Raw genomic sequence first — 13,483 nt, 5'->3', positions numbered from 1 at the left:
CAATGGATTTGAAACCGATATTGCAATTGCGGCTAAGCTGGCGTCGACAACAATAGCGAATGACCAACTCGAGGTGAGTCGAAAAAATCGACAGCAGCTTAGTGAGTTTGGCTGCAGGACAGGCTACGGTGGGGACACCACTGGCAGTGATCGCCCGCAGTGTAGTCGTCAAAGGTCGAGTCTTCAGCCGCTTGTAACCGTGTGAGGAGGTCTTCTCGGCATTGCGCTAATTCATCATCAGAGAACGCACGAGTACTCATGTCGGGGCCAACCGACCCGACATAGACATAGCCAGCTTCCTCGATTCGTTCGTCGAAGAGCTGTTGGCAGGCGAGCAGATAGATCGGTAACTGGAGGTTGTCATCGAGCGAGCGCTGCATCGTGGTCGCCTTGTAATCGAGGACGACGAGGTTGCCAGCCGAGTTGCGACAGACAGCGTCAATTTTCCCCGTAATCGTATGACCATCAATGTCGAGCGTGAACGACCGTTCTGCACTGAGGATCTCCCACGAACTTGCCCCAGTGCTGAAGTACCGGTCGATGCAGTCCTTGGCCTGATCAACGATATCAGCAGAGTAACTCTCCTGGCGGCCGAGTTCGTCGCAGACATCGTTCCATTCCTCAGGAGATGTCAGACTCCGTTTCGCAGCTAGCTCAGCCGTATCGTGGAAGAGGATACCCGTATCACGAATCGACACGGTGTCGGAACCGGTGGCACCTCGCTGGGGATCCTCGAACGCACGAACCAGATAATCGAGATAGTGACGCCGGGAACACTGGCTGTACTTCTCGAGCGAAGTATAGCTGTGCCGGTGACTCAGCGCAGGACCACCATCCGTCGATAGCGCTTCAACGGCAAATCCAGCCGTTGCAGGTGAGACAGAGTCGAGGTCCCCGTTCAGTAAACCACGAGCAAGTGCCAGGACGCGGTCCCGGGCCGCTGACTGGGGTACTGGTTCGCCGTCCACAGAGATAGTCGGATCGACGCTGCCATCGGTCGGAGCAACCTTGTCCGTCCAATCTGTGGCTGCCGGTGGAAGTCCAGCAGTGACCTCTTGCCAGATGGGGAAGGATGCGCCGGTGGCCCGCCAAGGGATTTGCTCGGGGAGCCAGGAGTCGATGAACGATAGCGAGAGATCGCTGTCATCAACTCCGCCGTCGTCGGCGTGCCGACCAACGAGTACGAGTTGTTCTTCCGCACGCGTCATGGCGACGTGGAAAATGCGGCGCGCTTCGTACTCGTCGCGCTTTTCGAAGTCTTGGTCGAGCGGGGTAGCAGCTGTCTCTTCGAGCGTGTGGCCGAGTGTATCGTACGAGCGCGTACTCGGTTCCCACTGGTCAGCAGAAAGGTTCGGGAGGAAGACGACCGGGAACTCCAGTCCCTTGCTCTTGTGCACGGTCATGATGTTGACCGCGTCACGCACCGTGTCAGCCTGGTCTTGGACGCCAGCGATGCTATCGTCGAGTGACCCCATGAGGGAGAGCAGTTCGAGGAACGACTCGTCTAATGCTGGCTGGAGCGCGCCCTCTCCGAAGGAGTCGATAAGTGACTCCAGGGTTCGTAGGTCTCGTCGTTCTTGTGGCGACAGGTACCAGTGGATATTCGTCTGCTCTTTCAACTCGCGGAACAGACGAGCTACGGAGTAGATCTCTCGCTTGGCACGTAGCGCCTGGAAATCTTCACGGGCACGACGAACGCGCTCAGGTTCACGAAACTGGTCGAGTGGAAGCGACTGCAAGGCCTCCGATAACGAATCAGAGGCAGTGTTGAGTAGTCGTATATCAGCGTCGTGAAGCCGATAGCGCATCGTCAACACACGATTCAGACTGACCTCGTCCGTTGGGTTCGCAAGTGCTTTGAGATACGCGAGGACGGTCTCAACACCAACCGAATCGGCCGCGAGTCCACCAGCGAGTTGATACGGGATGCCGCGCTCTTCAAGCGCCCGTACGATCGGCTTTGCATGGCGATTTTTCCGTACGAGAAGTGCGATGTCGCCCGCATCATACGTTTCATCGACGTCACCGAGTGACCCTGAAAGGAGGTGGCCGATTGCAGTCGCAATCTGTTCAGCCTGCACTTCATCGTCCTCAGCTGCCGTTATCGTCGCAATGCCATCGCTCGCATCCGCAGCGTCACCGACTGCGGTGAGTTCCTTCTCGCTTCCACGGGCCTCTAGCTGTGCAATGACGTTGTTCGCGACATCCAGAATCGGTTGCTTGGAGCGGAAGTTCTCCTCAAGCGTTTCTGGAACCAGCGTCTCGTAGCGTTCCTCGAGTCGGTGCCCGATGTTCTCGACTGCCGCCCCACGCCACTCGTAGATCGCCTGGTCATCATCACCGACCACGAACAGTTTGTCATCGTCCGCGAGCTGGTCGACCAGCTCGAATTGGACAGCATCTGTGTCCTGGAATTCGTCACAGAACACGTAATCATACTGTCCCGCAATCTCGGCACGGATGTCCGGATCCTCAAGGAGATCGAGCGTCGCACCGATCAAGTCGGCAAAGTCGACCAGCGATGCCTCGCGGAGGCGTTGCTCGTACGCGGTATAGCCAGCGACCAGATCGGCTGCTTCCTGGCATTCCTCGACGAACGACCGAAGTTTCCCGGTGAGCGTGACGGACATCGAGTCGGGGATACCGCTCGGTGGACTGGAGTACGTCCCGAACAGATAGGCCGGTAGACGGAACGCGGGCTTGTGCTCACCATCGATAATCGACGCCTCCTCCGTTTCTAATAGCTCGTCGAGGGAGGTACAGGTCTCCTCCATGCCGCGCAGATACGTCGCGACCGACTGTTCGACACCGGTTTGGCCGAGCGCGGTTCGTTCGGATGCTATCGATTGCTGGAGGTCGGCGAGGCCGTCACGCATCTCCTCGAGGCGGTCTGTAGACGGGGCCCGCCAGCTGACCCGGACTGTCTCATTCGCCCGGTCGACAATTCGGTCGACGAGTGCCTCCAGTTCCAGGAGTCGGTCAGCGTCACCAAGGAATGTGTCGATGGTGCCTGGCGAGATTCCTTTGCTCTTCATCGTGGAGATGAATTTGAGCAGGCTACCTGCTGCCCCATCAGCATGTGAGTCGGGGCCATAGACTTCAGGGCTGGTGAATCGATAGGTGATTTCGTCGAGCGCTTCGTGAATGAGGGCGGTTCGATCAGCGTTATTCACGACATCGAATTGCGGATCGATTGCAGCGTGATACGCATACTCTCGAAGGATATCGTGACAGATTGAGTGATAGGTGTATGCGTTCACGTCGTATCCCGGTGCGCCAAGCTTCTCATTCAGCTTCTCGCGCATCGAGTCTGCAGCCTTGTTCGTGAACGTTAATGCGAGGATTCGATCCGGTGAGACGTCGTGTTCGTCGATCAGGTGCTCGATTTTCCGAACCATCGTGAACGTCTTCCCGGTCCCAGCTCCGGCCAGCACCCGCATTGGGTATTCTCCAGACTCGATGATACGCTGTTGGGGAATCCGCGGCGACGGCTCATCGTCGGGGTCGTCTTCAGCGGGAGGAGGCGACATCAGAACTGCACCTCCTCTGCGAGTGCATCGGTACACATAGAGCGGTAATCACACCGGTCACAGGCGTTCTCACGAATTGCGTCCCACCGTATGGGTTCGTAGTTGTCCTCACGGATCCCATCGTGTGCCCGCTGTATCAGCCCCCAGATCGTTTCTTCTTCGCTGTAATAGGTTTCCTCGACATCGCGACCGTAGCCCGAAACACGGGGTTGGACGCCGGCAGTACTCTTTTCGAGATCCGTGTTGGCGATCAGTCCATAGTACGTGAAGACGACCTCCATCCCCGGTTCGTAGACGGTTGTATTCTGGATCCCCTCGATGTAGGTCGCTGCCTGAATTGCGCTCTTGACGATACGAGGGTGGTAGTCCTCGCCGGCAAGGTGCTCGCGGAGCTTCTCCTTTGCGCGGTCGCTCGTCGAGAGCTCGTATCTGACGGATGGTTTGTAGTCGATGATCTGAAGGCCGTCGTCAGTACCGACGACGTTATCAGCGTATCCGTGGAGGGAAATCCCATCTCGTTCACATTCGAGTTCGACCTCAGTGAGAACGGATCCACGAACGTGATCGAGCCCTGGACCGGTCGAGAAGTAAGCCTCAATAGCGGCACGGGCGAGCTGTTTATCGTACTCGTAGTGGGCAGCAGTGGCGTACTCAGTGCGACTCGTACGACCGTCCCACTCGTCGGCGAAGGCATCGAGCGCGAGCGCACGAATCTCTTCATCCGACTCTCCTGCTATGGTCTCACAAACATACTCAATAGTGCCGTGCAGCGCCAGCCCACGGTCTAAATATCGGCGCGTTTGATCGGGGTTCGCGACAGAGAGGTCGTGCTTATATTCGTACTGACGCGGACACCGAGTGTACGTTCCCAGACGGGAGGGAGACAACGGTCGCGACCGGCCAGAATCAGTCACGGCGAACCCTCCCTTCAGCGAAGTCGACATGTGCTTCGAATGCGGCTTCAAGTTCGGGGTCATCCGTCTCATCCAACAGCTGCTGAATCGCTCCGAACTGCGTCTCAACCGCGTCCAGGTCGACGTCGTCGCCAGTGACGGGTGCTGTCCGTACGTCCTGGAGAGCACGCTCAACGCTGGAGAGGACCCTCGTTGCAGCACGACCCTGGCTATGGACGTCCTCGTGGGTGATCGAGTCGAACTCGAACTGGTCCCGAAGTTGTTGCAAGAAGCGGGACGGCTGTTTGTACTTTCCTGGATCTGCTGCGTTCTCTGCATAGGTACAGAAGTACAGTTGATCCGTCGCCGCGTTGGCGCCAACCGCGAGGAGCCGTCGGCTCAGCTCAGTATAGTACGCCGAGAACGGATGGATGATGTCGTCGTCTGCGGTCGGGAAGGTCTCACGAACCTCGTTCCGAGTCGGACTCGTGACAGCAGGATATTCGGGAAGCGATTTGAGCTGCGCAATCGGAAAGAGCGACGAAAACCGTGGGACTGCAGGGTACTCCTCCTCGACGACGTTCAAGACGAACACCGCCTTCCAGGAAGCGTTTTTGACCACGCGGGCAGAGTCGACGAGGACCCCGCCCTCCTTCACGTCGACCTCACTGTAGAAGTCGGGCGCGGAGTATCGGAATGCTCGCTCCAGTGCTTGACAGAACGCGTCCCACGAAGAGTCCAGCAGCGGGCAGTCCTCAACGAACCGTGCGAGGTCGAGAACACGCTCGATGTGCTGGAACTGGATGCGAGCCTCCAGCCGTGATTCGTTCGAAGCGACCCGTTGCTTGAGGTCTGTGTCGAGAACCCAGGTCGTCAAGGCGTCCGAAACCGATGCAGTCGCCAGCTCGTCGTCGAGAATCGTCGTGAAGTCCGGGACTCTGGCTTCGAGCAGCGTTCGGGATTGGTCGTCTCCGCCCGACTCGAGATATCGAGCAACGTGATACAGCTCCCGAGCAGCGGGGTCATCAGAGAGCGCACTCGTGGTGATGGACGCCGTCGGAATGCCTGCCTGCTGTAAGATACGGACAGTCTCTTGGATAGGCGAACTCGAATCTTTGAGGACGACCGCGAACTCATCGTACGACCACCCCTCTGTCGTTCGCCGGCGTTCGATTTCTTCTGCGACGGTCTGTACCTGATCGGCGAACGTTCCCTCGATTATCTCGAAGAGACCGTCCGGAGCTTCCGGTTGTGGCGCTTCGCCGGTCGCGAGATGCGCTGCTACCTGGGCAGGGCCCGAGATGGGAGACGAGGAATCGTGGACGACGGTTTCCATCTGGAGATAGTCGGTGATGTCTCCAGGTTCGTTCCTGATCCGCTGAATACTCCCATGTCGTTCTCCGACACACACCAGTTCAGTGTCCGTCGACGCGGCTGCCAAGAATCGGCGTTCCAGAGCGGAGAACTCCTCGACCTCTACTGTCAGAATCACGTCGAACCGATCGAGAATCGGTGGACTTGCGGTCTCCGTCTCCATGTACTCCAATGCTCGTGGGATGATGCTCGCACGTTCAGCATACCCGTTCGTCGCAAGAACCTCCTGCAGATGCGCCGTGAAATCGAATAATTCGGCGAGCGACGAATCGGTCGCGTCGACATTCTGATTTTGCCACGCTGCTGCCAAGGTAAAGCGACCGACGTCGTCTTCGAAGGCATCGAATGCCGACGCTTGTTGCAGAAACGAGTCGGTCCATTCGTACTCGGAGAGGACCGACGCGAGAACTGCAGCACGTTCATGCTGGGAGACGAGCGTCGGGTTCTCTGGGCTCGCTTCGAGGATTGTCCGTGCGAACCGCGTGAGCGACATCACTTCTGGTCGTTCAACCGAGTCGACGTGAGTGGCCAAGACATCCGTAAACGTCTCGATGCCAGTCGGGAACCGCTTCAACACGAGGATATCGCCGACATCGTGTTCATGCAGACACTCGGCGAAGATAGGTGCGACTCGCTCCTCAATCGGGGGGCCGGTTGGAGAGAACAGATGAAGCTCACCGGGAAGCTCCGTCATTGTGTGACCAATTGCAGACATAGTACTGTCGTCTGCATCCCATTTGATAAATCTTCAGCACGCGACTATACGATGACGGAGATATAACGCGAGAAACCATGTTCCGCCGATTACTGCGTGCCCTCGGAAGCAAAGGAGATGCTAGCCCAAAGAAGGATTCAGCGACGGCTTCCTCGGTTGGTTCGTTCGATCACTACACCGGTGCAGTCGATACGATCAAACAGCTAAAGCGCGAGCAGCGCCACGACGAGGCCGAATCGTTGCTCCTCTGGTGCATTGAGCAAACTGAACAGGAGGAGTTTGGCGATCCAGCGCCGTGGTATTACAAACATCTCGCAATCGTCTATCGGAAGGAGACCCGATACGACGACGAGATTCAAATCATCGAGCGTTACCTCAACAACGCTTGCTCACCCCGAGACGACCTACAGAAACGACTGCATCGGGCAAAAGAGCTAGCAGAGAACAAATCGGGATAGCTACGACCAGGTTGGCTCCAGCAGTTCGCAGGGTTTGTCTGGCTCAGAGTAAGGCCCATCGAACTGACCATCGTCAAGACCCCAGTACTGGGCGCTATCTGTGTGCGTATCGACTCGTTCAAGAAGTTCCGGGTGGCACGTCAGCAGGAAAACCTGGTTCGTATCCGCCAACTCGGAGATCGTCTGCAGCGTTCGAACGTGGTGAGCGGGGTCGAAATTCGTCATCGAGTCATCGAGCAACACAGGGAGCGACGATTCATGGCGACGAATCCGAGCAAGGCGAATCGCGAGGAACAGCTGCTCGGCGGTGGCTCGCGATAATTCCGCGGTACGTTGTGTCTGGCCATCAGCGAGCACCGACTGGAAGTCGAGATTGTCGAACTCGTTAGTGGAGTCAACCTCGGTATAGGCGTTGTCAGTGATTCGCGCGAAAATCTCGCTGGCTTCGTCGAGGAGTGGACCTGTCGTCCGGTCAATAAAGCGTTCGTGGAGTTCGTTCAGCAGGTACTCGGCGATGCGAGACGTCGCATACTCCTCGGCTAGCGGTTCGAGCCGACGTCGTCCCGCCTCGATCGTCGCATGTGCCTCGCGAACATCGTCATCAGAGGCGAGCTCTTCGAGCTCTCTCGTGAGCTCAACCCGGTCTTCAACACAATCCGATCGTTCCGTTTCAAGGCTCTCGATGGTTTCCCCAATCGTATCAAGTCGCTCCTCGATCGCCTCTCTATCAGCGTACGCCTCAACGACACGCTCGAACGCGGCAAGCGCCCAGTCGTCATCGTCGTCCTCTGAATCGCGGTACGACTCAAACGCTGGTTCGATGGCTGACGCCGTCAGTCGGCGCTTGAGTCGGACGCGAATCTCGTCGCGCTGTTCCCGCGCTTCTACGAGCTCGGTGACGCTCTCACCGCGTTCGAGGAACTGGTCGGCCGTACGAACGACAGTAGCTGAATCAGCAGTGGTGAGATCTGGTGCATCGTCCCACTCGGTTAAGAGATCACGGAGGTCATCTTTGTGACTGGTGACGGTCCGTTGGGCTGTCGTGACCGCCTGTGCGAGGTCGAGGTCGTCTTCGGTATTTTCGATCGTCGCGAACAATTTCTCTGCGTCTTCGAGCGGGTCGATATCGTCAGTATCGAGAACACCGAGTTCGGACATGGTATCGGCGGCTGCTGCGAGGTCTGAACGGAGGGTTTCCTCCTTCTCATCGAGGGCTTCGACGTCTCCTTCCAGCGTCGTGAGATCGCCTCGGAGCGAGGAGATGTCAGCATAGAACTCTCGTACGGCAGCAGGACTCGTATCGTTTGAGAGTCCGAGCTTCTCTCGGAGGGAGTCCAATTGCTCGGTCGGGGTCGAATACTCTGTTTCGAGATCCGCTTTTCGAGAGCGCAGTCCTTCAATATCGGCAGTCAGGCTGCGTTTGTCTGCTCGAAGCGTCTCGACAGATACGCCATCGACTCCAGGGGACTCGAATTCAAGCCGTGACGCGGCATACGCGCCGACGATCAGGGTTATCACGAGCGTGATGACGACACCAGGAATCGCGCCACCAACAACGCCCACCGCACTCCCCACAATCAGCGCGACTACCGTCCCACCCGCAGCGACGGGAAGCTGGTCACGAAGTGTGTGAGACGCCTCAGATGATGAGTCGGTTGCAGTGTCGATTTCCTGTTCCAGCTGTTCGTGACGAGCCGTTTTCTCGTTCAGGTTGCGCTTGACCTCATCTAATTCGGATTTGAGATCCTCACAGGAGCGCGTAATCGACCGAACCTCATCGCGAGAGAACAGGTCGGTCTCAACATCACGAACCCGGTCAAGCAAGGACTCGCCATCCCACCCAGGTTGCAAGTCCGCAGCCTGGGAGCGAAGTTTTCGACGCTCTTTCGCAAGCTCAGACCGTTGCTCTTGTAGTGAATTTACCCGCTCACGCCAGCCAGCGATTTCCCTGTTGTACGCCCGTATCGTAGACGTGGCATCCAGTAACCGGTCGCGATACGCTTCGTGATCCTCCGCACTAACCTGTCGAGCGAACGCTTCTTCCGCAGTCGTCAATTCCTCCTGCCCTTCCGCTAGCTGACTTTGCAGTTGCCGAGCGCGGTCAAGTTGGTCTGTCGGGAACGCATCGACTTTGTCAAGGTCGGCCCCATCAAGTTCAAGATTCAGCTCCTGAAGCGACTCGAACTCCTCGTATTCCGTGAGGACCGTGTTGAGACGGGTTTGTTCCGTTGTTAGATCAGCAATCTCCTCATCAAGTTCCGCGATGCGGGAATTCACATCGTCACGAGCAGCCTGTTTCCGGTCGTGCTCGTCGACCTGGGCGACGGCGGCGTCTCGTGCATCGACCCCCGACTGAATCGCATTAATTGGTCCTTTGAGGTCATAGACCGATCGTCCGTGTTTGCCTCCGATCGATTTCGCCCGATCACTGAATGCCTCTTGAATCTGTGGGATTTTGAGGACGTCACCATATGCTGCACCGAGTAGGATTGCTGACAGGCTAACGTCGTCATCAAGACTCGTTGGCAACCGCCGGAGTTCGTCGAGACTAATGGTGAAGAGCTGCTGGTACTGTGCGGGCCCTAGATTGCCGAACACATCCGAGAGTGCTCGATCGGGGGCACCATTGACAGGCGCTAGTGCAGGATCACCATAGCCAGTGAGTGCCAGTTCGTATTCAGCGCCGTCGACGACGACGTCGGCCGTGAGGTCATACTGGTCCGTTGCTGGCGGGAGACCATTGCCGCGAGGAATCCCATAGCCGAGATGGCGAACCGCTTCCATAAACGTCGTTTTCCCCGCTCGTTGCGGGCCAGCGATGACGGTCAATCCATCATCGACATTTTGGAGTCGAGCTCGCCTGAAGCATCCGAAATCGTCCAGATCGAAGTTCTTAATTCGCATTGTCCCTCCGCGTCGCAAGTTCGTCGATTGACCGAGTGACGGCGCGGTCAATCAGGTCGTCTAGCCGTTCCTCGTCCAACGCAATCCGGTCCTCTGAAACGTCTTCGTGTTCTTCGTCCGTCCGCCACTCCCAGACGTCACCTGTCCTCGCTCGCAGCGCAGCTCGTGCCGCGTCGTCCGCTCGTATCTCGTTGGAAAGCTCAACCAATTCGCTGATGATCTCGTCCGACTCTACTAACGTCTCAAGGTCTGGAAGCGGTGGCGCAGAGTAATCACGGACGGACTCGGTCCACACAAAGGGTGAAGCGCTACTGCTGCGCTCCCGCAGACGGTTGGCAAGCACATCCGTCGCTTCCTCATCAAGCGCTTCAGATAGCTCTCCACGGCCACTCAGCGTCCATCGACACACGAACCCCTCTGGCATCCAGTCTGTCTCAGCCACCGGCATCGGAAGGGTGTCAGTGAGAGAGTCCTGGTCCGCTACCCGAAGGTCTAACATACGCTCCTCGAGGTACCCTTCCGCATCTGCAAGGTTGCGAAGGGGAGTATCGTCGTCTGTGCTCGCAGTGCCGAGGTCGACTACGATTTCCTGCCAGACGATCGGGCTCGTCGGAACGAACTCGATGTCAGGGTCGCCACCTGCATCCACGTCGACGAGCAAACACCCGCCGATGGCAGTTTCACCAATATTTCGTCCTTGTGGTATCCCAGCGTACGCCGCTGGCGCTCCGTCGACGAGCCGTGGCGTATGGATGTGCCCGAGCGCCCAGTAATCGATCTGCTTTTGTGCTAAGTCGCTGGGCCCACAGGGGGCGTACCGCCGACCATCCGGATTCAGGCCCGTGTGGAGCAGGCCAATATTCGGGATTGCTGTATCCGGCGGTGTGTAGTGATAGTACAGAGAGTTGCTCTCCCACTGGCTTCCATAGGATTGTCCCATGATGCGGGCCTCCGGCTCGTCGTCGTTGGGGTACAGAACCGTCTCGACGTCGTCTGCACCGAACACGTGGACGTTATCGGGTAAGGGGAGTTTCTCTGCCCCTGCTCCCAGTGGATCGTGATTCCCGTGGACAACATAACACGGGATATCGGCGTCTTCGAGCCGTTCGAATTGATTGACGAGAAATTCATTCGCGTAGACTGAGCGCGCTTGCTGATCGTAGAGGTCGCCAGCGACAACGACGAAGTCGACGTCCTCGTCGAGGGCGACCTGGATAACTCGACGGAGGGCTTCGTGCGTCGCTCGCTGCAGGCGCTCAGCCAATGATTCAGATGCCGCTTCCACAGCGCGGAGTGGACTTCCGAGATGGAAATCCGCGGTGTGGAGGAACGTAACTCCCATTCAGTTGACTGTCATGTGAAGCTCATATCAAAGTTTCCTGTCTATCGAGACGACAGAACAAGTCCAATCGTATTAACCAACAGAATTATGCGAACCCCCCGATATTGTTGGTTAAGTCCTGTCCGGACGGTGAGTCCGATGCCGTACTCCGAACCGACAACCCCACCAGAACTGCCAGCCCAACTCGTAGAGCAACTCGACAACTGTGATATTGAGACACTCCGCGCAGCTGGCAGCTACGCCGAGGCACTTGCAGAATATCGAGAACGTGAAGCGCGATTACGCGACGCTGAGGAGGGCAACGCAGAAGGCGTCGACGAGCGTCCTGAAGATCTTCCGAATGACGTTCCAACGAAAGCCACTCTCACGGTAAAGGAGATCAACGACAACCAGTACTACTACTGGCAATGGAGAGATGGAGAGAAGATCAAGTCGAAGTATAAGGGGCCGGTGAGTCAGAGCGAATAATTAACCAACAAAATTGATGTCGTGCGTGGGTTGTTGGTTAAGATGGTGGCATCGATTGTCGGCCGAAGTAGGTCAAAAACAGTTATAGCTTAATCTTAAGATTAATCTTCAGCTTAGATTTAAGTCGGAGCAGTATGATGAGCCACTATGAGCGATCAATTCACCGACGCCCTTGACCAGACGGAGGAGGCACAAGCGGCGTACGCGAAACAGCTGGGGATTAAGCCAGATCGGATTCCCTTCACTGCCGAAACCCTTCCGAACGCCAGTATCGCCGTGCGAGTCAATCAAGATCTGCTCAATGAAGTAGCGAGTCACATACTCAATCGTGCTGGCCACATCTCGATCATCGATGAACGGGGTGCTGGGAAATCTCACTTCCGTGATCTCGTGTACGACGCTCTTTCAGATGGCCCTCGGAGCGAAGACTTTCGAGTCGCTCGAATACGCGAAGTGGAGTCCATCACAACACGTCGCTTCTATACACGCCTTCTCGACGAGCTCAATGAGTACGATGACCTTGAGATTCCAGAGTCCTACCCGCACGCCACAGACGAAGTTCGACAGATCGTCGAGGGGGTTGCCGACCAGCTCGAAGCCCTCGATATCGCGTGTATTATTCAGGTCGATCAACTCGAGGATGCAGCTCGGAATACACGGACCTTCGAGCAGCTACTAGCCGCGTTGCAAAGCGTTGGTGATCTCGGAGAAAGTGAGCCTGTATTCATTCTCTTCCTGTTCGGAACGGAACGTGCCGGTAATCGTATAGACGAACTGCGCGAGACACTCAGTTCGCGACTCGTCGCGAAGGATCGGACGCTGGAGCGGTTCGGGTTCGCAGAAACAGAAGAACTCATTGCCAGGTGGCTTGCCTGGGCCCGTGAGGAAGAGTACGATTCTGGATATCCGTCTGACCCCTACACGGCGAGTGCTATCGAGACCGTCGTCGAAGTCAGCGATGGGACTCCGCGTAATACTCGACAGAAGTGCTATCACGCATTCCGGGCTGGTGCGCAGCAATTCTCAGCCAAAAAGGACGTCGAGATTACGGATGAGACGTTAGACGAATATCTTTAATATTAAGCTTAAGAATAAGAGTGTATGAGCAACGACAATCCATTCGGCGAAGCGATGGATGACGCAGCGGAGGAAAAAGACCGAGTGGATCAGCAAGGTTCGTCGGACTTCGATACAGAACCCTACTACGACGCACTCAACACTGGCGTGAAGGACCACACGATTGGCGTCTCCGTAAGCGAAGAAATGCATCAGTTCTGGCGTGAACTCCAGGACACAGATGATGTCGACCTCAATCCGGCCCAGTCCATTCGGAATCATCTCGAGAATCTCGCCCATCGTCACCCGGACGTATTCGAACGAGCCATGCGGAAGCTCGAAATCGATCGGGAGATGTGACCGGACGGGATGACGAATATCTAACCGAGGTCGCGATTCCGCCCCTCTCACACAGCGGTTTTCCTGAGTCAACGTCAATTGTCCGTACGGTGGTGAATGTCTCCAACTCCCCTACACATATATAAATGAGCGGTGGACCAGCAACACCTAACTCAGGAAAACTGCTGTCAGACGACTCCAACTCTATCAGTTTCTCTCTAATCACCTAGCGGCAACTACTACTACTACCGTTACAGTTATGATAGCTAGTAGTAGTACCGCAGGTTCGACTTGAAGTGGACGCTACCTACTCTAGTGAGTAACTCGGGAAAACCGCTGTGTAAGAGGTAGAACCGTCTCTGGTACCCCCACCTTCGTGTGGGTAACTCAGGAAAACCGCTGTG

At 56.7% G+C, this 13,483-nt stretch carries 9 protein-coding genes; 4 read left to right on the top strand and 5 right to left on the bottom strand.

The features are described from left to right. Positions 1 to 98: 98 nt before the first annotated feature. The 3 genes from V5N13_RS16735 to V5N13_RS16725 are packed head-to-tail and all read right to left on the bottom strand — an operon-like array spanning position 99 to position 6,512. Positions 99 to 3,530, bottom strand: a complete 3,432-nt coding sequence (locus tag V5N13_RS16735) for an ATP-dependent helicase (protein ID WP_336361749.1) — start codon at positions 3,528 to 3,530, stop codon at positions 99 to 101. Next, on the bottom strand, positions 3,530 to 4,444 hold the full coding sequence (locus V5N13_RS16730; RefSeq protein WP_336361748.1) for a RecB family exonuclease: 915 nt from the start codon (positions 4,442 to 4,444) through the stop codon (positions 3,530 to 3,532). The genes V5N13_RS16735 and V5N13_RS16730 overlap by 1 nt, the downstream gene beginning before the upstream one ends. Further along, positions 4,437 to 6,512, bottom strand: coding sequence for a hypothetical protein (locus tag V5N13_RS16725; RefSeq protein ID WP_336361747.1), 2,076 nt, complete (start codon positions 6,510 to 6,512; stop codon positions 4,437 to 4,439). The genes V5N13_RS16730 and V5N13_RS16725 overlap by 8 nt, the downstream gene beginning before the upstream one ends. A 77-nt stretch (positions 6,513 to 6,589) precedes the next feature. On the opposite strand from V5N13_RS16725, the gene V5N13_RS16720 reads away from it, so the two are divergent. Further along, entirely contained in the window at positions 6,590 to 6,970 is a 381-nt protein-coding gene (locus tag V5N13_RS16720; RefSeq protein WP_336361746.1) for a hypothetical protein, read from the top strand. Here the strand turns inward: V5N13_RS16720 and V5N13_RS16715 are convergent, their stop codons facing one another. Both V5N13_RS16715 and V5N13_RS16710 read right to left on the bottom strand, forming a co-directional pair. After that, the gene (locus tag V5N13_RS16715) at positions 6,971 to 9,874 is read right to left on the bottom strand and encodes an AAA family ATPase (protein WP_336361745.1); all 2,904 of its coding nucleotides are present in this window, start codon (positions 9,872 to 9,874) and stop codon (positions 6,971 to 6,973) included. Next, complete coding sequence (locus V5N13_RS16710; protein ID WP_336361744.1) at positions 9,864 to 11,216, bottom strand: metallophosphoesterase family protein; 1,353 nt, start codon at positions 11,214 to 11,216, stop codon at positions 9,864 to 9,866. The genes V5N13_RS16715 and V5N13_RS16710 overlap by 11 nt, the downstream gene beginning before the upstream one ends. Before the next feature lie 138 nt (positions 11,217 to 11,354). Between V5N13_RS16710 and V5N13_RS16705 the strand changes: the two genes are divergently transcribed. The 3 genes from V5N13_RS16705 to V5N13_RS16695 all read left to right on the top strand — a co-directional run bounded on the left by V5N13_RS16705 (position 11,355) and on the right by V5N13_RS16695 (position 13,100). Beyond that, positions 11,355 to 11,684 carry a hypothetical protein gene (locus tag V5N13_RS16705; protein WP_336361743.1) on the top strand — a complete coding sequence of 110 codons (330 nt, stop codon included), beginning with the start codon at positions 11,355 to 11,357 and terminating at the stop codon, positions 11,682 to 11,684. A gap of 147 nt (positions 11,685 to 11,831) precedes the next feature. Next, positions 11,832 to 12,761, top strand: a complete 930-nt coding sequence (locus V5N13_RS16700) for a hypothetical protein (RefSeq protein WP_336361742.1) — start codon at positions 11,832 to 11,834, stop codon at positions 12,759 to 12,761. A 24-nt stretch (positions 12,762 to 12,785) separates the two neighbouring features. Beyond that, a complete protein-coding gene (locus tag V5N13_RS16695; RefSeq protein WP_336361741.1) occupies positions 12,786 to 13,100 on the top strand; it encodes a hypothetical protein in 315 nt (104 codons plus the stop codon). Positions 13,101 to 13,483 lie beyond the last annotated feature (383 nt).

The sequence above is a fragment of the Haladaptatus sp. ZSTT2 genome (assembly GCF_037081775.1).
Lineage (GTDB): Archaea > Halobacteriota > Halobacteria > Halobacteriales > Halococcaceae > QDMS2.
Note: the sequence above shows the minus strand (reverse complement) of the source record. Positions and strands in the feature narration are given on the sequence as shown.